Origin of the sequence: Ochrobactrum sp. XJ1 (genome assembly GCF_024701725.1) — a bacterium.
GTDB classification, from domain to species: Bacteria; Pseudomonadota; Alphaproteobacteria; order Rhizobiales; family Rhizobiaceae; genus Brucella; species Brucella anthropi.
The window spans coordinates 1-21,155 of record NZ_VDGD01000031.1; the positions used below are offsets into that span (position 1 = coordinate 1).

Here is a 21,155-nt window from a genome sequence, read left to right on the forward strand (position 1 = left end):
TGATCTCCATCGAATGTAAGCAATCCGATTGGATCATAACCTACTGTAATCGCTCAACCCTTTTTGGAACAGGCTCTAAGATTGCATACCGTTTTAAAGTCGATCTCGCGACAATTATTTCGGGTTGTGTGCTTTTTTAAGTATAAATCGCTCAGCCGCCGGTAAGACTCATGTGGCGAGCAACCGCCGGGCGATTATGATCGCGGTCGATGATGAAATCATGGCCTTTCGGCTTGCGCGAAATAGCTTCATCAATGGCCTGGCTGAGCAGCAGGTCGCTTTCGCTTTCCCGCAAGGCCTTGCGCAGATCGGCGTCATCATTCTGGCCTAGGCACATATAAAGCATACCGGTGCAGGTAAGCCGGACGCGGTTGCAGCTTTCGCAGAAATTATGCGTCATCGGCGTGATGAAGCCGAGCCGTCCGCCGGTTTCCTCAATCGTAACATAGCGGGCAGGGCCGCCTGTGCGGTAAGGAATATCTGAAAGCGTGAATTGCTGCGACAGGTCCTCGCGCAGCTGCGAGAGCGGCAGATACTGGTCCGTACGGTCGAACTCGATCTCGCCCATCGGCATTGTTTCGATGAGCGTCATGTCCATACCGCGGCCATGAGCCCAGCGGATCAGTTCGGGAATTTCGTGATCGTTGAAATCCTTCAACGCGACCGCATTGATCTTGACGCGGATACCGGCGCGTTGTGCGGCTTCAATACCCTCAAGAACCCGGGGAAGATCGCCCCAGCGGGTGATCTGGTGGAATTTTTCAGGATCGAGCGTATCCAGCGAGACATTGATACGGCGTATGCCGCATTCCGCCAGCTCGTCGCCAAAGCGTGAAAGCTGCGATCCGTTCGTGGTCAGCGTCAATTCATCCAGCGCACCTGATTTCAGATGGCGCGACAGCTGCCGGATCAGGTGCATGATGTTTTTGCGCACCAAAGGCTCGCCACCGGTCAGGCGCAGTTTCCTGACACCCTTGTCGATAAAGGCGGTGCAAAGCCGGTCCAGTTCCTCAAGCGTCAGCAAATCCTTCTTGGGCAGGAACGTCATGTGTTCCGCCATGCAGTAGGTGCAGCGGAAATCACAACGATCCGTCACTGAAACACGAAGATAGGTAATGGCACGCCCGAAAGGATCAATCATGGGTCCAGTCGGGGAAACAAGTGGCCGGGCTTGGTTTGTGTACATCATTAAGCCGTTGTTTCCACAGGATGCGGAGGAATATCCGCGTCGTCTACCTAGAAATAGGATCTGCGAGCCTCAATGTCCAGTTTCACGCACGCGAAGCTCTTTCAATAATGACCGCGACTATTGCGATATTTTAACGCGGGGCCTATCAAAAGCTGGCGAAGAACCAAGCTGGAGAATGGTGATGAGTGAGGTCTGGCCGACTGAGTTGCGTGTTTCGCACGATCGCAAACTGCTGACTGTGGCGTTCGATGATGGCCAGAAATTCGAGCTGACCGCCGAGTTGCTGCGTGTCCTGTCGCCTTCGGCAGAAGTGCAGGGTCATTCGCCGGCACAGCGCATCACAGTTGGTGGCAAGCGGACCGTCGAAATCATGAAGATGGAGCCGGTCGGCAACTACGCCGTCCGCATAACGTTTGACGACATGCACGATACCGGCCTGTTTTCGTGGACCTATCTCCACAAGCTCGGCACCGAGAAGGACACGTTATGGCAAACTTATCTCGATGAGCTTGCCGAAAAAGGCCTGAAGCGGGATCGTTGATCCCGCCTGCCGGTCAGTCTTTCTCCAGCATTTCGGATATGCGCCGCATCACATCGCCCATCGCGTTGCATTGCGCGTTCGTCGATTGCGCCATGACGCGGTCGATCAGGTCGGTATAGACTGTCAGCGCATGCCCCAGAAGCTTTTCGCCCTTGGCAGTTAGCGTCAGTCGTATCACACGCTTGTCTGCCGGGTCGCCCTCGCGCACCAGCAAGCCGCGCTTTTCAAGCTTTGGTAGCAGCATGGTGATGTTCGAACGTCCGACGAGAATGCGGCGCGCAAGATCATGCTGGGATTCGCCGGGATGACGATAAACATTCATCAGCACATCGAGATCGGCGATCTTGAGATCGAAGGTCGCCAGCCCCTGGGCGAGGGCGCGTTCCACCGCTTTGCCGGCACGTGCAACGGCAATCCAGTTCTTGAAGCGCGGATTGTCCCACGGCAGTTTTTGAGTCTTGTCTTGCATTTTGTTCATTCTTGTACAATTATTTGTTCAGGATTGAACATAATTGAGGCCCTGTCATGACATCGATTTCTTTGCAGGTTACGCGTTTCGGTCTGGGTGTGCTTGGCCGCATTGATGCCGACAAGGCAGGTCGCGCCGCGTTCAGGATTTTCTGTCGAACGCCAAGCCGCAAGCCGAAGACCAAGGCCTATGCCGCGCGGCTTGAACAGGCGAGCAACGAACTCAGTCAGGCAAAGCGGCTCGATCTGATTATCGATCGCGGGCTTATCGCAACCTATTTGTTCGAACCCGATGTTTATGTGGGAAGAACGTCGCTTGTCGTTCATGGCTGGGGATCGCGCACAGCGGATATGATAGCGATCATTCGCGAGCTTGTTGCGCGTGGGGAACGAGTTGTCTCCATCGACCTGCCGGGGCATGGCGCATCGGCAGGCCGCACCCTCAACATGATACAGGCAATCGCCGCCGTTGATGTTGCGTGGCGCCAGTATGGTCCGTTCGATGCGATGATCGGTCACTCATTCGGTGGTGCGGTCATCGTCAATGCCGCAGCGGGTTCTCTCGGGTGCTACCAGTCACATCGCCCGGCAAAGCTGGTGACAATTGCTTCCCCGCACTCCATGGCAGGCGTCTTTGACGGTTTCGGCAAAGTGCTTGGGCTTGGTCGTGACGTGCGCAACGCAATGAAGGAGCAAGTCCGTCATCTCGCAGCGCGCCCGATCACGGATTTCGATACCGACGTTCATCTGCGCCGCATGACGATCCCGACGCTGGTCATCCACGCGCATGACGATAAGGAAGTTCCCGCCATCTGCGCGGAAATGGCCGGCAAGGCAGGCTCTCATGTCAGGGTGCACTGGGCGGATGGCCTTGGGCATCGCCGCATCATTGCGAGCGCTGAAGTGGCGTCCCTGGTAGCGGATTATCTTGATGACGGTCCGCGATTAAGGCTGGTTGCCTGATGATGTTTCGGTGAGAACAAGTTTCTCCCAACCTGCCAGGGCGCCCAGTGCCGTTGCGGTGAGATCTTGCCGCGTTCCACCATCCCGCGCCAGAATGGACATGCCGTTCTGGACTGTCGCGTAAAAGGTCGCAACCGCTTCGCAATTGACGGATGCGGGAATATTGCCGTCACGAATGCCGCGTTCGAGCCGCTTTTTCAGGATTTCGATATTGGTCTGGCGGCGATTGCGCAGCACGTCGTAGACTTTGTCGCTTGAATGCGTCCGATGCAGCGCATCCAGAGCAATCATGCAGCCCCGCGGCACGGATTCCTCGCAGTAGGCATCTATCGTGGCAAGCAGAAAACGCTCGAAAGCCGCGCGAACATCCGGCGTTTCATCCAGTGTCGACCAGATTTCAATGCCCACTTCACCCGCATAAAGGGTGAGGGCTTCGAGATAGAGTTCTTCCTTGCTTCCGAATGCTGCATAGAGGCTTGGCGCATTGATGCCCATAGCCGTCGTCAGATCGGCCAGCGACGATCCGTCGAAGCCTTTCTCCCAAAATATCAACATTGCAGCACGAAGCGCTGTTTCGCGGTCGAAGCTGCGGGGCCGTCCTTTTTCTGCCACGTGCGAACCTTTCTGTATCGATCATTAAATAAATTGCTTGACGGTTCTGTGCAAGCCTGTCAGCAATTATGTATCAATCGATACAGAAAGGAAATGGTATGTCAGCCGAAGCTTTGAACGGAAAGGTTGCCTTCATCACCGGCGGAAGTCGCGGCATCGGTGCAGCGATTGCACGACGGCTCGCGAAAGATGGCGCGACAGTTGTCGTCACTTATGTGAACGGCAAGGAAAAAGCTGAAGCTGTGGTTTCCGAAATCGTAGCCAATGGTGGCAAGGCTCTGGCGCTGAAGGCCGACAATCGCGACGCGAGCCAGATTGCTGCGGCAATCGAGAAAGCGGTCAAGGATTTTGGTCGTCTGGATATACTGGTCAACAGTGCTGGCATCTGGCATGCGGCCCCGCTCGAAGAGGTCACACTTGCCGACTTCGATGAGGTTATGGCTGTGAACTTCCGGGCTGTCTTTGCCGCCGTTTCAGCGGCCACACCACACCTTGGTGCTGGCGGACGCGTCATAACCATCGGCTCCAACCTCGCCGAAAGCGTGCCGTGGCCGGGCATCAGCCTTTATGCGGCAAGTAAGGCGGCGCTGATTGGTTTGACGAAAGGTCTGGCGCGCGACCTTGGTCCAAAGGGCGTCACGGTCAACGTCGTTCAGCCTGGCTCCACCGATACGGATATGAATCCGGCGACTGGAGAACATGCCGAACAGCAGCGGGAGCTTATCGCAACCGGCAGTTTCGGTTCGCCTGACGATATTGCAAGTCTGGTGGCCTGGCTTGCCAGCCCCGAAGGGCGTTTCGTGTCTGGAGCTACGCTCACGATCGATGGCGGCACAAATGCCTGAAACAAAAAGGGCGGCTTGCGCCGCCCTTTTTACTTTTTAACCCAGATTGAGTTCCTTGAAGAAGTCATTGCCCTTGTCATCGATGACGATGAAGGCCGGGAAATCTTCCACTTCGATACGCCAGATCGCTTCCATGCCGAGTTCCGGATATTCGACAACCTCGACCTTCTTGATGCAATCCTGGGCCAGACGGGCAGCCGGGCCACCGATGGAGCCCAGATAGAACCCACGGTGCTGGCCGCAGGCTTCGCGCACCTGACGCGAACGGTTGCCCTTGGCGAGCATCACCATCGAGCCGCCAAAGGACTGGAACTGGTCCACATAGGAATCCATACGGCCTGCCGTGGTTGGCCCGAACGAGCCGGAAGCATAACCGGCAGGCGTCTTGGCCGGGCCAGCATAATAGATCGGATGGTTCTTGAAATAGTCCGGCATGGCTTCGCCGTTTTCAAGCCGCTCGCGAATTTTGGCATGGGCCAGATCGCGCGCCACGATGATTGGACCGGAGAGCGACAGGCGCGTCTTGACCGGGTGTTTCGACAATTCCTTGAGAATGTCCTGCATCGGCTGGTTGAGGTCAATCTTGACCACATGCGACGACAGTTTTTCCTCGTCGATATCCGGCATGTACTTGGCCGGGTTGGTTTCCAGCTTTTCCAGAAAGATGCCGTCCTTGGTGATCTTGCCCTTGGCCTGACGGTCGGCCGAGCAGGAAACACCGATGCCGATTGGCAACGAAGCGCCGTGGCGCGGCAGGCGAACGACGCGGACGTCATGGCAGAAATATTTGCCGCCGAATTGCGCGCCGACGCCGAAAGACTGTGTCAGTCTATGGATTTCAGCTTCCATTTCGAGATCGCGGAAAGCATGTCCGGTTTCGGAACCCTCGGTCGGCAAGCTGTCCAGATAGCGCGTTGAGGCAAGCTTGACCGTCTTGAGGTTCATCTCAGCCGAAGTGCCGCCGATGACAATTGCCAGATGGTAAGGCGGGCAGGCGGCTGTTCCCAGGCTCAGGATCTTGTCCTTGAGGAAGTCGATCATGCGGTCATGCGTCAGGAGCGACGGCGTTCCCTGATAGAGGAATGTCTTGTTCGCCGAACCGCCGCCCTTGGCAACGAAAAGGAACTTGTAGGCGTCTTCGCCTTCTTCATAGATATCGATCTGGGCAGGCAGATTGTTCTTGGTGTTCTTTTCCTCGAACATCGAAAGAGGCGCCAGCTGCGAATAACGCAGGTTCTTCTTGTTGTAGGCGTCGAGCACACCAGCGCCAAGCGCGTCGGTGTCACCGCCTTCGGTCCAGACACGACGGCCCTTCTTGCCCATGATGATGGCCGTGCCGGTATCCTGACACATGGGAAGCACGCCGCCTGCTGCGATATTGGCGTTCTTCAGAAGATCGTAGGCGACAAAACGGTCGTTATCCGTTGCTTCCGGGTCTTCAAGAATATGGGCAAGCTGCTGCAGATGGCCGGGGCGCAGCAGATGGTTGATATCGGCAAAGGCCGCTTCCGAAAGCAGACGAAGCCCTTCCGGATCGACAGTCAGGACTTCCTGTCCCTTGAACGTATCGACAGAGACATGATCGGAAGTCAGCTTGCGGTAAGGGGTGTCGTCTTCACCAAGAGGAAAAAGATCGGCGGCGCTTGCTTCTGCCATCGCGGTACCTCGCTTGCTTGCCAGCTGCGCCAGCCGGAGGTCGTCATCGTTTCCGGCTCGCGCGATATGTGTTGATCGAAGTTCCGAAGAAATGCTTCAGAACCATAGTCTGTGGGGCTTTTAGCGCGATGCGGAGTGGATGCCACTGCGTCACTTTGTTCATTAAGGTATTCCGGGTTTGTCTCCCGAGAAGAAGCCTCAAACAATTGTGATGAACGCAAAACAGAAAATTGCTTCAGGAAACAATAGCGTTAAAAGTTTCTATACGAGATTGGTAAATTCTACGGGTGAGATTCGGACGGATTCGCTTTTGAGCGAACGCATTAACTTTGGCGGTTTGAAATGCAGTTTTCCAGACACTCGCAGATGGATGAAAAGAGCAGCGCCGCACGCGGACAAAATATCCGCCGCGCAGCCGCGATAGCTCTGGCAGCTTCGGTGTTTCTCCCCACGGCACAGGCTCAAGCCGCAAATTCGTTGATGGAACTTTTCCAACAGCGTCGCCAGCAGCAGGTGCAGCCAGCCCAGCCTGTTCAGCCGCAAGTCACTCCTCGCGCACCTGTAGCACCGAAGGCCGTTTCTGCTCCTCGTGCCGCTGTGCGCAGCCTTCCGCCAGTCCAGCGCGTGACCGTCAAAGGGCCGCAGATTTACGACTACGAGCCGGATACTCTGGTCAATATCGATTTCAGCGCGCTCGATATGCAGGTAACTGCAGCAACCGAACCAGTGACCGTCGATCCGCTGACATCGGGCATGTCGCCGATCCGTCCGCAGATTCGCGAAGAAACGCCGGGGCAGCGTGCCTTCGATGCAGCGACGAATTATCTGAAATCCGTGAATGTCAAAGCCGAGAAAGAGATCGCTCAGGCGATCGTCGACTATTATTCAAGTCAGCGCTCTTTCATGTGGTCGGCCGACGATAAAGTGCTCGACCGCGCCAAGAATGTTGCGGCTTTCTTTGCCCGTGTGGACGAAGATGGGCTCAACCCGGATGAATATGCAGTCACGATCCCCGCTGACAATTTCGATGGCGCTGCTGAATCTGAGCGCCAGCAGAAACTCGCAGAATTTGAAATTCGCATGTCTGCCCGCGCGCTGCGCTATGCCATCGATGCGGGTGAGGGACGTGTAATCGCGGACCGCCTCAGCGGTTTCCACGATCTGCCGCGCAACCGCGTCGATCCGAAAGCCGTTCTCGAAAAGCTGGCATCGGAAAGCGATCCGGCTGCCTATCTGCATGGTTTCCAGCCGAGCAATGAGCAATATGCGGCGTTGAAGCGCGAGCTTGCGAATACCGAGCCGCCATCTGCCGAGCCAATCCGCATCTCGCTGAATGGCATCATCAAGCCGGGCGATACCAATGACCAGCTCAGCAAGGTGGTTGCGCTGATTTCGAGACATGCGCCTGCTGGCTATCTGGCACAGCACAAGCAAGTGCTGGACACGCATGCAAGCGGCGACGTCTATGATCCGGAACTGGTTTCTGCAATCAAGGATTATCAGAAGCTTTCGGGCAGCACGCCGGACGGCGTCATCGGTCGCAATACGCTTTCCGCACTTCAAGGCGAGCAATCTTCCATCAAACGCGACCGTATCCTTTATTCCATGGAGCGCCTGCGCTGGCTGCCGCATGATTTCGGCACGCGTTACGTGATGGTCAATCAGCCGGCTTACCGTGCCGAATATTTCGAGGACGGAAAAGAGAAGCTGGCCATGAATGTGGTTATCGGCTCTCCAACCCATCAGACCTACTTCTTCTACAACAAGGTCCAGACGGTCGTTTTCAATCCGTCATGGGGCGTGCCGCGCTCGATCATCCTGAACGAGATGCTGCCCAAGGTCATGCGTGATACGAGCTATCTCGACCGCAATGGTTACGAGGTCTATGCAGGCGGCAAGAAGGTTTCCGCCAGTGCCGTCAACTGGAGTGCAGTTGCCGCGGGTAAAGCCCATGTCGGTATTCGCCAGAAGCCGAGCCTCGACAATGCGCTGGGCGAGCTCAAAATTCTGTTCCCGAATGCGCATGATATCTACATGCACGACACTCCGGCCAAATCCTATTTCAGCCGCGATATGCGTGCCCTGAGCCATGGCTGCATTCGTCTGGAACGCCCACGTGACATGGCGGCGGCGGTTCTGGGGACATCGGTGACGGATCTGGAAAAATATTTCGGCAAGAATGAGCGCGGCATCAAGGTCAAGGAACCTGTGCCTGTCTTCATTTCCTATTTCACCGCATGGCCGGAAGCGGATGGAAAAATCCATTATTACGGCGATGTTTACGACCGTGATTCCGGATTGCAGAAAGCATTCGACAAGACGGCAGGTTCACGCCTCGCAGCGCTCTGAAATCCCTCCCGTATCAAAACAGAACGGTAATCATCGATGGGTGATTGCCGTTTTTCTTTGCGATCAGAAGCTGTTGGGGAGAAGATCGAAATCTCTTTGGAAACAGGCTTGCAAGACGCTTGACTTATGCAGCCGCTGGCCAGTATATCCGCACCACCTTGATCGAGCTTGGCTCATCGGGCGTGTAGCTCAGCGGGAGAGCACTCCCTTCACACGGGAGGGGTCACAGGTTCAATCCCTGTCACGCCCACCATTCACTTCATTGAAATTAAAGAAAAATCCCTATCCATCAAACTTTCTAACTCGGCAATGGTTGGAAATCGATGCCGCCTGATTTTATCAAAGTACCAATGGCACAAAAAAGAAGATGCCGAGGCAGCGGTTCTGAGGTAATGCTCCTCGCGATTGATAGCTGTATGGAAATATTCAGAAGATGGAATGGATTCCGATATTCTTCGTGGTGTTCAAGGTTCTCGTGTTAGGCGTGGCCATGTTCTTCGCCATCAAGTGGCATTACGATGAAGATAAAAAGAAAAAGAATAACGAAATGAGCGGGTCGTAAGAGCCCGCCTCATCACGTACAGCCACCGCACTTATTGCCTAAACAAAAACCCGCCGAAGCGGGGTAGTGACTGCTGATCCTGCGTCAGCAGCATCGGATCGGTTTTCTTCTGCGCCTCGATAACGACGTGTCTACGCCAAAACCAGTTGTGAAGGCGAATATCAGTTCCAGAACAGATAACGATCCTGCCAGACAACTCGGCACTGAGTTTCTATTTCGGCAGTGGATCGATGTGGGAATTCGTCGTGTAGTCGTTCGGCAATCGGATTTAGCGAAAGGGTCTTGGGTATAATCAATTCGGCCCGGTCGGCCTGGGCGCTAATAGCATTCAGCAACAGAGCGTCTTCTGATCTCATCATAGAGTATCCTTATGGTGATGGGCATAAGCCAGTCTTGAAAAATGCAAAGCAGGAAATGTTCGCAAAGGAATTGGCTGAAGGTCTGACAGCAGACGGGCATATCAGCGAGCCGGATTTGAGCCTAATCTTGGCAATAAAATGCGTCTGAAAGCAAATGAAAACATTTTGAAGCGAATTGATGAAATACGCGCCAGGGTGACTGAAAAAGCCGAATGGAAGGCCGTGGGCAGGCTGCGCATGCTCGCTGACATTGCCGAAAAAGTGAAGACGGAAGCTCCACGCATCATCGTATCTGCAATCGCGGAAGCGAACAAAATGCAGGGCAATCAACCGAAGTAGGCCAGGCTATTATTGGATTCGACTGTCGAAGTAGGCCAGTCGCCACGCCCACTCTTTCTGTGGGAAATTTCAGGGACGTTCATATCTCCAAAGCATGATGCACGCCGCAATTACCACCGCAGACGTCAGCACGCCTATGACAATAGAGAATAGAACCATTGCATTACCCCTGCTGCCTTCGTTTTCTTTATTGGGTCAGAGAATGACCGAGGAAATTCACTTCGTCAGGTCGACAATGACGAATCAACATTCCATGCATTTGAATTGACGAGTCGCGGTTTATGGCTTTCCAGCGTGAACTGGAAAACACGCGCAATTATCCGCCTCGCGACGTATATTTCTTGTTGCTGTTATAAAACTTTCACCGTTGCCGGATAGGCGAGGGCGTCCGCTCGTTACGCGGATTGGAAGGGCATAAGGGGCTGAATAAAATTATCGCTGATATGGTGGATTCGTTGCGTGGAGCGGCGATGACAGGAATTACTTTATTCTTATTCTGAATAATTTTGTATTTATAAAATATATGAAGTAACTTTTATATCACATATAAATAATTCACAAAACATACATTGAATAAACATTGATCAAGTTATTGTGAGTAAATATAGCGGTGGCGTCTAACTCATCTACTGGAGACGCATTTATGAATATCAGAAAAGTTCTTCTCGGTTCGGCAGCATCGCTCGTAGCGATTTCTGGCGCGCAAGCAGCCGATGCGATCGTGGCACCTGAGCCGGAAGCAGTCGAATATGTCCGCGTATGCGATGCATATGGTGCTGGCTATTTCTACATTCCGGGAACGGAAACCTGCCTTCGCATTCATGGTTATGTTCGCTACGACGCAAGCGGTGGCGACAACAATTATGCTCGTACTCCCGCACAGCTGGAGCGCGACACCTGGAACAAGCTGGCCCGCGTCAGCCTTCGTTTCTCGACCGCTTCCGAAACAGAACTCGGCACGCTCAAGACCTATAGCGAACTGCGTTACGACTGGAACGGCGACGGCAACGGCAAAGCCAACAATTACAATAGCGGCTCCACCAGCACCTCGCTGCGTTACGCCTATATCCAGCTTGGCGGCCTGCGCGTCGGTCTGGATGAATCGGCTTTCGTCACTTTCACCGGTTACCTCGGCAACGTCATCAGCGACGACGTGATCCTCGCTGGCGGCTACCGTACCAACCTTATCAGCTACACCTTCAAGGGCGGGAACGGTTTCTCGGCCATTGTCTCCTTCGAAGAAGGTGGCAACACCGACTCGAACGTAGACGTCACCATCAAGGATTACATGCCGCATGTGGTCGGTGGCCTGAAATACGAGCAGAGCTGGGGCAAGATCGCCGGTGTCGTCGCCTATGACGCCCGTAACGAGGAATGGGCCGGAAAGGTCCGCGGCGATGTTAACATCACCGATCAGTTCTCGGTCTGGCTGCAGGGCGCTTACAAGTCCAACGACGATCATTATGGCACGTCGGGCGGTTATCGCGTCCGTATCATCGACTCGTTCTACGGTACCTGGGGCGGTGACTGGGCAGTCTGGGGCGGCGCAGCTTACAAGGCAACCAGCAAGGCCACTTTCAACGTACAGGCCGCTTATGACGACAGCGAAACCTTCGCTGCAACGGCAAACGTTGCCTACCAGATCGTTCCTGGCTTCACCATCACGCCTGAAGTTTCCTACACCAAGTGGCAGGACAAGAACACGAGCATGGACGGCAAAGACGCCTGGCAGGGCAAGATCCGCTTCCAGCGCTCGTTCTGATATTCTAGCTGATACGCTGGCTAATAGTGCCCGCTTCAGCACACGCATTGTCGTAGAACTATGATGACCTCCAGTCCATGTTTCTAGCGACAGAGGCGGCGGCCCATTCGGCCGCCGCTTTTTTTGTTTTATAGTGAAACACCTGTTTCGCCATCTTGCTTCCGCCTGACAAAAACCTGTTCGAACTCTGCCTGTCCGGACAAGCTTGGCTTGCTGTCGAGGTTCTCATCACTATCTATATCCAAAAAGGGAGCATAGATGACGGTGAGAATGATGAGCATGGATGCCTATAGTTCGATGACGGAAAAGAAGCCTTTTTCGGTTCCTGCCAATGAAGTCGAGCGACTTGAAAGCGTCCGTAGTCTTGTTTCCGTGTCCAGCCTTGGACTGCCCGAACTGGATACCCTTGTATCGCTTGTGAAAGACGTTTTTGACGTCAGCACATCTGCTCTCAATATCATTGACGAGGACTGGCAGCGTGTTGCTGCCAATGCTGGCGAAAAGGTCAGCAGTTGTCCCCGCGAGTTGACCGCCTGCACCTTCGTGGTGGAAAGCGGTGAGCTCTTCGTGATTGAGGATATGGTCGAGAACGATTTCTTTTGCAGCATGCCTTATGTGACCGGCGAACCGCGTTTCCGCTTTTATGCTGGTGCACCGGTGTCTGTCGATGCCGGATTGACGGTCGGCTCCCTGTGCATTGTCGATAGCAGGCCGCGAAAGATTTCCGATACGGAACGTGCCAAGCTTGAGGATTTTGCCCGCATTGCAAGTGGATTGCTGCGGTTGCAAAAGACCAACAAATTCCTCACTGACGATTCCACCGCTCTCAAGCGCCTCGCACTGACCGACCGCCTGACCAAACTTTATAATCGCGGGGCTCTCACCGAACTTGCCATTCCGATGATCGAAAAAGCCTTGCAGCAGGGCAAGCCGATTGGTGCGCTGCTGATCGATCTCGATCGGTTCAAGGCGGTCAACGACACCTACGGTCACCTGATGGGCGACGCGCTTCTGATCGAAGCGGCTCAACGTTTGCGTTCCGCCTTAAGGGAAACAGATATTCCGGTGCGTGTGGGAGGTGACGAATTCGCCGTCATTCTTCCTGATGAAGATTGCATGGAAATCATCGAGACGGTGGCAGGAAGGGTGGTTGAGGGTTTTCGTGAACCTTTCCTCATCCACGGCGTCAATCTGGATGTTTCGGCAAGCGTCGGGGCAGTTCTCGCACCGCGCGACGGCACAACGCCGGACACGCTCGCCCGCAATGCGGACATTGCGCTCTATGAGGCAAAGGGCAAAGGTCGTAACTGCTATAGTATTTTCGGTGAAGCTGGAAACAAAGTATAATAAAAACAGCGTGATATGTATATTCTCGAGATTCTGTATTAACTAGATAGAAAAAGCCCAGACTGATCAGTCCGGGCTTCTATATTCTTACGTCCGGCTCTTAATCGAGTACGTAGCAGGCTTTAGCCTTACCGCGTGCGGGATCGCCGAAGGCGCGATTGTCACATTGGACGCCATTGCGGAAGACGCCTTCCGTGAACCGGCCGTTTGCGCCGTAGCGGACGCGCTTGCGACCGTAAAAGTCGCAGAACTCGCCTTCCTTCGCACAACGGCTCCAGTCGCGGTCGCGGTCATCGTAACGGTCATACGGATCATACCGATCCGGGCGTCCGGGGCGATCAGGGCGGCCCGGACGGCCAGGCCTGTCTTCCCAGCGATCCTGAACCACGAAGGAGCAGCTTTTCTTTTTGCCCGGCGCCGGGTCACCGAAGACGCGGTTCGAACAGGTGACCTGTGGCCGATCAATGAAGCGCGACGTATTTTGTCCGCCGGTGCCATAGACCACTTCAGCCGGGTAGGGCAGCTGGCAGACTCCGTTCTCGCTTGCGCAGCGCTGCAACTTGGCTGCGGACGCCGGCGTTACAAGCGGGGAGAGGACGGCCACCAGGCCGCCAAGGCATAGTGAAGCAACAGTCGTCTTGAGTGCAGGTGTCATGATGAGTCCCTCTGATATCGATGAAATATGCTTTAGTTCCGATATCTTGAACAGAGGATGAATGCGCAGTTCACAAAGAGCTGCAAGCTTGCAACGCCTGACAGGAATTTTGCGGGTGTCGAAGAGCTGGAACGAATGTGGGGTCGACAATCATTTCCTGCTCTGGTTTGCTTGGAGCTGGAGTGAGGACCAGAAATGCACCATCTGCCGTTCAGTTTCAAATCGATTGTCGTTGTTCTGGCGGCCATGATTGCCACTGGATTCTATGTCGGCCACAAGACCAAGGAAGTGCGCCAGACCTCGCTTGATCAGCACGTCGCGCCTTCTGAAGCTGGAATATAATCCATCGACCACTCCTGAACCGCTTCCTTTCCCGCAGCTTTCATGAAATGAGAGTGAAACACTCACGTTCACTCTTTGGAAGGCTGCCCATATGCACGGCGAATACAAAGTCCACGGCGGAAAACTTGTCGTTGTCGATCTGGATGTTCGTGACGGGCGCCTGAGCAATGTGCAGGTGGCGGGCGACTTCTTCCTGGAGCCGGACGAGGCTCTGGAGGATATCCGCAACGCTGTCGAAGGTCTCTCTGCCGATGCGTCGTCGGAGCAGATTGCCGACGCTGTGAAGGCAGGTCTGCGGGCTGACGCCATGATGCTCGGCTTCAGCCCGGAAGCGGTTGCGATTGCCGTCCGGCGGGCTTTGGGTGTTGCCCGCACATGGCGGGATTTCGAATGGCAGATCGTTGAAATGCCTGCGGTCTCACCTGCCATGCATCTTGCACTTGACGAGGTTCTGGCGCAGGAGGTTGCCGCCGGACGCCGCGCGCCAACATTACGCTTCTGGGAATGGGAACGCCCCGCCATCATCATCGGCGCATTTCAATCGCTGCGCAATGAAGTCGATATGGACGCAACGCGGGAATTCGGCGTCGAAACTGTCCGTCGCGTTACCGGTGGTGGCGCGATGTTCGTGGAACCCGGCAGTACCATCACCTATTCGCTTTATGCGCCGGGCGAACTCGTAGGGGATATGGGCTTCGCCGATTCCTACGCATTTCTGGATGATTGGGTGTTGAAGGCGCTCAACTCGCTCGGCATCGATGCTTTCTATAAACCGCTGAACGATATTTCGAGCTCCAAGGGCAAGATCGGCGGCGCGGCGCAGAAGCGCTTCTCCAAGGGGACGGTTCTCCACCATGTCACCATGGCTTATGACATGGATGCCGAGAAGATGGTGAAGGTCCTGCGTATCGGGCGCGAGAAGTTGAGTGACAAGGGCACAGCCAGCGCAGTCAAGCGTGTCGACCCGGTTCGCAGCCAGACAGGACTGCCGCGCGAAGAAGTCATCAAGCGCATGAAGGATATGTTCGTGTCGCTGAATGGCGGCGTGAGCAGCAATATTACGCCGGAAGAATATGCAGCTGCGGAAAAGCTTGCGGTCGAGAAATTCTCGACCCAGCAATGGTTACGTAATATTCCCTGAGCTTTCCATCCGACACTTGATCGCGAAGCGGGGTGACTTGCCCGTGCTGTCATGGCATAGGGAGGCCGCAACGCGACAACCTTACGCTCCATTCCACTCAACAAAGTCCTCCCGTTCCATGATCCGCATCGACAATATCAGCAAGTCCAACAGCCATCGCATTCTCTATATCGAGGCTTCCGCCGCTTTGAACCGTGGCGAAAAGATCGGCCTTGTCGGTCCAAACGGTGCGGGCAAGACAACCCTGTTTCGCATGATCACCGGCGATGAACTGCCGGACGAAGGCCAGGTTTCCGTCGAAAAAGGCGTGACGGTCGGTTATTTCGACCAGAATGTCGGCGAAATGGGCGGTCGATCAGCCGTTGCGGAAGTGATGGAAGGTGCGGGACCCGTCAGCGTGGTTGCGGCTGAACTTCGCGAGCTGGAAGCCGCGATGGTCGATCCGGCCCGTATGGACGAGATGGATGCGATCATCGAGCGCTACGGTGAAGTGCAGGCGCGCTACGAAGAGCTGGATGGCTACGGTCTGGATGGCCGTGCGCGTGAGGTTCTGGCAGGCCTTAGCTTTACGCAGGAAATGATGGATGGCGATGTCGGCAAGCTCTCCGGCGGTTGGAAAATGCGTGTTGCGCTGGCGCGCATTCTGCTGATGCGCCCGGATGTGATGCTGCTCGACGAACCAAGCAACCATCTTGATCTCGAAAGCCTCATCTGGCTGGAAGCATTCCTCAAGAACTACGACGGCGCGTTGCTGATGACTTCGCACGACCGTGAATTCATGAACCGCATCGTGACCAAGATCATTGAAATCGATGGTGGTTCGCTCACGACCTATTCCGGCGACTATGCCTTTTACGAGGGCCAGCGGGCGCTGAACGAAAAGCAGCAGCAGGCGCAGTTTGAACGCCAGCAGGCCATGCTTGCCAAGGAAATCAAGTTTATCGAGCGCTTCAAGGCGCGCGCGTCCCACGCTTCGCAGGTTCAAAGCCGCGTAAAGAAGCTGGAGAAGATCGACCGCGTGGAGCCGCCACGCCGCCGCCAGACCGTCGCTTTCGAGTTTGCCCCGGCGCCGCGTTCGGGTGAGGACGTTGTTAGCCTGAAGGGTGTGCACAAGACCTATGGCAGCCGCACGATCTATGACGGTTTTGACTTCATGGTTCGCCGCCGCGAACGGTGGTGCATCATGGGCATCAACGGTGCAGGAAAATCGACGCTGCTGAAACTGGTTGCAGGCGCTGCCGAGCCGGACAAGGGCAACGTCAATGTTGGCGCCAGCGTCAAGCTCGGCTATTTCGCGCAGCATGCGATGGATGTGCTCGACGGCGATGCAACGATACTGGAATGGCTGGAAGAGCGCTTCCCGAAGGCAGGGCAGGCCCCACTTCGCGCACTGGCTGGCTGCTTCGGATTCTCCGGTGACGATATCGAAAAGAAGTGCCGGGTGCTTTCGGGCGGTGAAAAGGCACGTCTGGTCATGGCGGCCATGCTGTTCGATCCGCCGAATTTCCTGGTCCTGGACGAGCCGACCAACCACCTTGATCTCGATACGAAGGAAATGCTCATCAAGGCGCTTGCTGCCTATGAGGGCACGATGCTGTTCGTATCGCACGACCGGCATTTCCTCGGCGCTTTGTCGAACCGGGTTCTGGAGCTGACACCGGAAGGCATTCACCAATATGGCGGCGGCTATACGGAATATGTGGAGCGGACGGGGCAGGAGGCTCCCGGGTTGCGTTCATAGGGCGCTTCAACTGTCTGTTCCGGCGCGCATCTTATCCGAAAACCGTTTCACACTTTTCGGGATGCGCTCTAACGGCAAAATTTGCGCCGCTTAATCAAAATAAGCCATTGATGCATATGCGCGGTTCAGTTAGAAACGCGCATGTAAAGGCTTCGAGCCTTCCGGCAATGCACCCGTAGCTCAGCTGGATAGAGTGCTGCCCTCCGAAGGCAGAGGTCACAGGTTCGAATCCTGTCGGGTGCGCCATAAAAATCAATAAGTTAGCGAAATTATCGATTTGACCTAGGTAGCAAATAGGTAGCGCCACGGCGGATTTCGTCCCGGCTTTGCGGGTGATTTGCCTAGCCACGTTCCGACTCGATGCCGGAAAAATGTGAGGGAGTCGGAAGCCGCACCTGCGCCGCTGGGAGTCTTTTGATGCTTAATAGTGTCTGAGTCTTTGAGACATACAATGGCACAGTGCCATTAGCCATATAAACCTGAAGCCACATTCTTTTCGGACCGGTCTTTTCAACATTTGCCGTCACATGGGCCTTTGGGCCATACAATAACAAAATGTTAGCGGCCATATAAACCTGATCGCGCGTTTCCTTGACCAAAGAGTTATCCGAATGAGCGCGTGGTTCGAATCTCTCGACCATACAATACGCCTCGCGGATGGACCATATGAACCTGAAGGCCCTTGCCTTGACCAAGGATTCATAAGGCAACTTTTGGCGGTCGAGCCTTTTGCGCACTTGCCGCCATCATCTGCCTATCCCCTCCCAAGTATATCCAAAATATCTACCTCGCCTTATGGGTTGAACTCAGCTTTAATTTGCTTGTAATTACTGGTTTTTGATCCTGATTAACATTGTTGACTAAGTATTAATGACAAGTCATGGTTGTTGAATTCAAGTGATATCGAAGCAACATGAGCCATACAGGTAGGTCTATTATGGAAAAGGAAACACTTTTACTAAGGCGAGATGCTGCGACGGCACTAAGCGCCGCAGGATATCCCGTAAAGCCGACAACGTTGGCGAAACTTGCTTGCCGAGGTGGCGGGCCAAAGTTTCGTAGGTTTGGACGAACGCCGCTCTATCGATGGGCGGACCTTCTGGAATGGGCCGAGGCGAAATCCTCCCCAGTCGGTACAACCACCACCGAATGCGAAACCCTGCGCAGCGCCGCTGCCGCGTAACCCCACGGAGGCGAAAGCCATGAACTACATTTCAGACGACAAGATCGAAAGCGCTCGGCTGGAGGCCAAGCTCGGAAGTTTTCGATCCGGCCCCGGCATTTCAGCGAACGATCATTTGAACGGCCAGACGGTACCGGAGTACGACAAGGCCTCGGACACGGTGGCGCTCGGCATCAGCGATTGCGCCGCAATGCACAAGCGGGAGATGGAACGGACGAAGGCTCGCGAAGCTGTGCGGGCGTCGGTCTTTGCTGCTTTCCCCGAAGCCCCGCAGGAACTCCAGTCCATTATGTACAATCACCAAAAGGTCGAGGCGTGGCTCGCCGCGCTAGCTGAAAAGGAGCAAGCCCGATGAAATCCGAAGACTTTTATCACGCCGCCAGCGCGCGCCTCTTCACCCGCCAGCAACTCGACCAGATTGCGTACCGATACCAGCAGTCGGCGGCGCTTTACCCAGAAGAGCACGAGCGCGTTGCCCGGTACATTCAGGACCATAAGCTGGTCGGACACCGGGAAGTGCTTGAGCACTATCTGCGCAGCAATCTGCCCATGTCCGAGCATTCTCTCAATGTCATCAACGCTTTTGCCGACTCCACCGCTACGGGCGCATATGATCGAGGGGCGGAGCGTGGTGCGCCGACGCACGGGGTTGAAACTTACGGGGGCGTGGAGTCGGCAGCGAGCCGCCTCTTTACGAGCACCGTGAAGCCTGATGAGGGGGATAGGTGATGGCCGCGACCGCCGAAGAAATGCTCCGGGAACTGCGGTTTAGCCGGGGTGAGCCGGATGCTGTGGCGCGACAGGTTCTCCGCCATCTTGACGATACAAACTGGACCGAGGTGATGCGAGCGCTGGAAATGCTGGCTTCTGCAGGATGGACGGACGCCGAGGCCGCTTTCCGTGGGCTGGTGCTAGCGCGGGCTGAGGACTGGCTGGCGGAATGCAAGGCGTTACCGTTGGTTGAGCGGCTAGTCGTGACAATGACCACGCTGCGGGTGCTGGGCGAGCCGACGCCGGATGTGTCGGATTTGGCGGCAAAGGCGGAAGAAGCCCTGCGGAAACGGCGAGCGAATTGAGGCTGCGCCCCTAGTCCGTGGGTGCGCGCCGGGGCCGAACCGATGAGTGCCGGATTGGTTCGGCCCCTTTACTTTTCTCAAGCGAGGTAGAAGCCCCGGAGGTGACATGATGAATAATATTGTTTCACTGGATGAAGCTCGGGCGCGACGCAGTGGCTCGCAGCCGGTCGATGATGCATTCGCCCAAGCATGGATGCTGATTTTCGATGCGTTGGAATTGGTCGAGGACATACCAACGTCCTCCTACGGCTCAATAGCCTACTTCAGGGAGGACCACTTTTCAGGGGGCAGACCAATATTGTTGAGCCGTGAGAAAGGTGCGCGTCATGGGTGACGAAGGGAAGAGTGAAAAGCCGCTGCGCTTGGAGGATTTGGGGTTGGGCGAAATTCTTCCGCCTGCACCCGCGAAGCCGAGGGCGGTTGACGCGTTTGCTACGCAACTGACCCGGAAACAGACGCCGGGCGCGAAAAACGGTCCGGGTTTTATTCGCAGGGGCAATGCAGAGGATTACGAGCCGTCGCTCGCAAATGCAAAGATCGCGATCACTTCCCTCGGCGTTCGCCCGAAATATGATGTATTTCACGACCGTATAGAATTCGAGGGGTATGGGAAACCGAGCGGAGAGCCGTTTTCCGACACCGCGCTGAAGATGCGGAATGCCGTGGTGGAGCGGTTCGGGTTCGATCCGAGGCAGGGCTTCATCGAGGATGCAACTCGAGTTCTGGCACTGGAGAATTCGTTCGATCCGGTGCGGGAATATCTCGATGGGCTGACGTGGGATGGGACGCCGAGGCTAAATACTTGGCTTTCGGTATATCTCGGTGCAGAGGATGATGAACTGACAAGGGCGATTGGTCGCGCGGTTTTGATTGCCGGGGTGCGTCGTGTGCGGCGTCCGGGCTGCAAGTTTGACGCGATGCTCGTGCTGGAAGGGGATCAAGGGCTGGGGAAGTCTGCGGTAGTAAAGGTTCTGGCGGGAGGGGATGATAATTTCACCGACGCGTTGGATTTCCGCCAAAGCTACAAGGAGCACATGGAGATACTTGGGGGGAAATGGATTGTGGAAGCGCCGGAAATGAGCGGACTAAGTCAAGCAGCCGTCCAGTATGCAAAGCAATTTATCTCCAAAACCCACGATCGGGGCCGTAAAGCCTATGGTAAGTCAACGGAAGAGGTGCCGCGCCGTTGTATCCTAATCGGTACGACGAATGACGCGACATATCTGAAAGACCCGACCGGGAACCGGAGGTTCTGGCCAGTGCGCGCCGGGAAAATTGACCTCCCCGCGTTGCGCAAAGTGCGTGATCAGCTTTGGGCCGAGGCGGCAGCAGCGGAACCCGGCGAAGCTGATCCGGTAACTATCCCCGCCCATCTTTGGGCGGTTGCTGCCGAGCGGGCGAAGGCGCGAGTTGAGGCTGACCCGTGGGAAGATACGCTCGCGGCGTTCCTGCCGAGGTTCGCCAAGGTTGCCGAGGGCAAGCAGCGTATCACGACGCAGGCAATCTTCGGGCAAATCCTCATGAAGGATATGCGTGAGGTGGCGATGCGGGAGAATAAGCGGGTGGCGGCATGTATGCGCAGGCTGGGGTGGGATGGGCCGAAGCCGCTTTGGATCGGGGGGACGGCGGTAAAGGGATATGAAAAAGACAATTAAATCAATGTTTTAATAAATCCTAACCGTATAACCGCACATTACCCGTTAGACCCATAGTTCTAAAAAGTCTATCGCAAAACACAATACCATTAATCAACTGAAGTTAGAGCGGTTAGGGGTTAGGATTGTGGTCTATATAATTGAAAATGTTATAGTTTTTATCAACCCGACCGATTTGCTCTAACCGGGTAGCGCACGAAATCGCCCTTGGCGTCAGCTTGGTATGGTTCAAAAAATAGGGCTGTTTGCGGCGCGAGCGCACCAGTTTGCCGAAAACGAAGTGCTCGCGCCGCCTGACCTTGCCCCCAAGTTTTATCCAGTTTTGAGTTCGCTCCAGCGGTTTTGGGTTGCTGTATTTGGGGCGGTAGCG

General features: G+C 55.3%; 21 protein-coding genes, 2 tRNA genes and 1 pseudogene. 18 read left to right on the forward strand and 6 right to left on the reverse strand.

Going from position 1 to position 21,155, the window contains the following annotated elements:
* Window positions 1-151 precede the first annotated feature (151 nt).
* The gene (moaA, locus tag FG152_RS26130; protein WP_498989245.1) at window positions 152-1,141 is read right to left on the reverse strand and encodes a GTP 3',8-cyclase MoaA; all 990 of its coding nucleotides are present in this window, start codon (window positions 1,139-1,141) and stop codon (window positions 152-154) included.
* Window positions 1,142-1,370: 229 nt separating this feature from the next.
* Here moaA and FG152_RS26135 point away from each other — a divergent pair, with 229 nt between their 5' ends.
* The gene (locus FG152_RS26135) at window positions 1,371-1,730 is read left to right on the forward strand and encodes a gamma-butyrobetaine hydroxylase family protein (protein WP_010661309.1); all 360 of its coding nucleotides are present in this window, start codon (window positions 1,371-1,373) and stop codon (window positions 1,728-1,730) included.
* Window positions 1,731-1,743: 13 nt separating this feature from the next.
* On the opposite strand, the gene FG152_RS26140 is transcribed toward FG152_RS26135, so the two are convergent.
* Window positions 1,744-2,208 (reverse strand): MarR family winged helix-turn-helix transcriptional regulator, encoded by a 465-nt coding sequence (locus FG152_RS26140; protein WP_010661310.1) that lies wholly within the window; start codon window positions 2,206-2,208, stop codon window positions 1,744-1,746.
* Window positions 2,209-2,255: 47 nt separating this feature from the next.
* On the opposite strand from FG152_RS26140, the gene FG152_RS26145 reads away from it, so the two are divergent.
* The gene (locus FG152_RS26145) at window positions 2,256-3,161 is read left to right on the forward strand and encodes an alpha/beta fold hydrolase (RefSeq protein WP_010661311.1); all 906 of its coding nucleotides are present in this window, start codon (window positions 2,256-2,258) and stop codon (window positions 3,159-3,161) included.
* Here FG152_RS26145 and FG152_RS26150 read toward each other — a convergent pair.
* Window positions 3,144-3,773, reverse strand: coding sequence for a TetR/AcrR family transcriptional regulator (locus FG152_RS26150; RefSeq protein WP_498989250.1), 630 nt, complete (start codon window positions 3,771-3,773; stop codon window positions 3,144-3,146). The genes FG152_RS26145 and FG152_RS26150 overlap by 18 nt on opposite strands.
* A gap of 98 nt (window positions 3,774-3,871) precedes the next feature.
* Between FG152_RS26150 and FG152_RS26155 the strand changes: the two genes are divergently transcribed.
* Window positions 3,872-4,618 (forward strand): SDR family NAD(P)-dependent oxidoreductase, encoded by a 747-nt coding sequence (locus FG152_RS26155; protein WP_010661313.1) that lies wholly within the window; start codon window positions 3,872-3,874, stop codon window positions 4,616-4,618.
* 36 nt (window positions 4,619-4,654) lie between these two features.
* Here FG152_RS26155 and FG152_RS26160 read toward each other — a convergent pair whose 3' ends face one another.
* Window positions 4,655-6,274: a fumarate hydratase gene (locus tag FG152_RS26160; protein WP_010661314.1), complete on the reverse strand. Its 1,620-nt coding sequence runs from the start codon at window positions 6,272-6,274 to the stop codon at window positions 4,655-4,657.
* Between the two features lie 366 nt (window positions 6,275-6,640).
* Between FG152_RS26160 and FG152_RS26165 the strand changes: the two genes are divergently transcribed.
* From FG152_RS26165 to FG152_RS26190, 6 genes are all read left to right on the forward strand, one after another.
* Complete coding sequence (locus FG152_RS26165; RefSeq protein WP_498989275.1) at window positions 6,641-8,623, forward strand: L,D-transpeptidase family protein; 1,983 nt, start codon at window positions 6,641-6,643, stop codon at window positions 8,621-8,623.
* A gap of 178 nt (window positions 8,624-8,801) precedes the next feature.
* Window positions 8,802-8,876, forward strand: a tRNA-Val gene (locus FG152_RS26170).
* Between the two features lie 180 nt (window positions 8,877-9,056).
* A complete protein-coding gene (locus tag FG152_RS26175) occupies window positions 9,057-9,185 on the forward strand; it encodes a hypothetical protein (RefSeq protein ID WP_010660176.1) in 129 nt (42 codons plus the stop codon).
* Between the two features lie 524 nt (window positions 9,186-9,709).
* Window positions 9,710-9,883 carry a hypothetical protein gene (locus FG152_RS26180; protein WP_193745801.1) on the forward strand — a complete coding sequence of 58 codons (174 nt, stop codon included), beginning with the start codon at window positions 9,710-9,712 and terminating at the stop codon, window positions 9,881-9,883.
* A gap of 643 nt (window positions 9,884-10,526) precedes the next feature.
* Window positions 10,527-11,645 carry a porin gene (locus FG152_RS26185; RefSeq protein ID WP_498989254.1) on the forward strand — a complete coding sequence of 373 codons (1,119 nt, stop codon included), beginning with the start codon at window positions 10,527-10,529 and terminating at the stop codon, window positions 11,643-11,645.
* 258 nt (window positions 11,646-11,903) lie between these two features.
* Window positions 11,904-12,992: a GAF domain-containing protein gene (locus FG152_RS26190; RefSeq protein ID WP_498989257.1), complete on the forward strand. Its 1,089-nt coding sequence runs from the start codon at window positions 11,904-11,906 to the stop codon at window positions 12,990-12,992.
* Window positions 12,993-13,092: 100 nt separating this feature from the next.
* Here the strand turns inward: FG152_RS26190 and FG152_RS26195 are convergent, their stop codons facing one another.
* Window positions 13,093-13,647 carry a hypothetical protein gene (locus tag FG152_RS26195; RefSeq protein WP_029924901.1) on the reverse strand — a complete coding sequence of 185 codons (555 nt, stop codon included), beginning with the start codon at window positions 13,645-13,647 and terminating at the stop codon, window positions 13,093-13,095.
* Window positions 13,648-13,842: 195 nt separating this feature from the next.
* Between FG152_RS26195 and FG152_RS26200 the strand changes: the two genes are divergently transcribed.
* The 9 genes from FG152_RS26200 to FG152_RS26240 all read left to right on the forward strand — a co-directional run bounded on the left by FG152_RS26200 (window position 13,843) and on the right by FG152_RS26240 (window position 20,785).
* Window positions 13,843-13,989 (forward strand): hypothetical protein, encoded by a 147-nt coding sequence (locus tag FG152_RS26200; RefSeq protein WP_155243322.1) that lies wholly within the window; start codon window positions 13,843-13,845, stop codon window positions 13,987-13,989.
* A gap of 91 nt (window positions 13,990-14,080) precedes the next feature.
* Window positions 14,081-15,130 (forward strand): lipoate-protein ligase LplAB, encoded by a 1,050-nt coding sequence (gene lplAB, locus FG152_RS26205; protein ID WP_498989261.1) that lies wholly within the window; start codon window positions 14,081-14,083, stop codon window positions 15,128-15,130.
* A gap of 118 nt (window positions 15,131-15,248) precedes the next feature.
* A complete protein-coding gene (locus tag FG152_RS26210; RefSeq protein WP_029924898.1) occupies window positions 15,249-16,871 on the forward strand; it encodes an ABC-F family ATP-binding cassette domain-containing protein in 1,623 nt (540 codons plus the stop codon).
* Between the two features lie 169 nt (window positions 16,872-17,040).
* Window positions 17,041-17,117 (forward strand) — tRNA-Arg (locus FG152_RS26215).
* 956 nt (window positions 17,118-18,073) lie between these two features.
* Window positions 18,074-18,409, forward strand: a complete 336-nt coding sequence (locus FG152_RS26220) for a hypothetical protein (RefSeq protein ID WP_498989264.1) — start codon at window positions 18,074-18,076, stop codon at window positions 18,407-18,409.
* Window positions 18,406-18,783, forward strand: coding sequence for a hypothetical protein (locus FG152_RS26225; RefSeq protein ID WP_375849866.1), 378 nt, complete (start codon window positions 18,406-18,408; stop codon window positions 18,781-18,783). Before FG152_RS26220 ends, FG152_RS26225 begins: the two co-directional genes overlap by 4 nt.
* Window positions 18,783-19,130 carry a hypothetical protein gene (locus FG152_RS26230; protein WP_498989267.1) on the forward strand — a complete coding sequence of 116 codons (348 nt, stop codon included), beginning with the start codon at window positions 18,783-18,785 and terminating at the stop codon, window positions 19,128-19,130. The genes FG152_RS26225 and FG152_RS26230 overlap by 1 nt, the downstream gene beginning before the upstream one ends.
* Window positions 19,131-19,236: 106 nt before the next feature.
* Entirely contained in the window at window positions 19,237-19,464 is a 228-nt protein-coding gene (locus tag FG152_RS26235) for a hypothetical protein (protein ID WP_498989270.1), read from the forward strand.
* A complete protein-coding gene (locus tag FG152_RS26240; RefSeq protein ID WP_498989273.1) occupies window positions 19,457-20,785 on the forward strand; it encodes a virulence-associated E family protein in 1,329 nt (442 codons plus the stop codon). Before FG152_RS26235 ends, FG152_RS26240 begins: the two co-directional genes overlap by 8 nt.
* A gap of 112 nt (window positions 20,786-20,897) precedes the next feature.
* On the opposite strand, the pseudogene FG152_RS26245 reads toward FG152_RS26240, so the two are convergent.
* Window positions 20,898-21,155: pseudogene (locus tag FG152_RS26245) on the reverse strand (hypothetical protein); the annotation flags it as partial.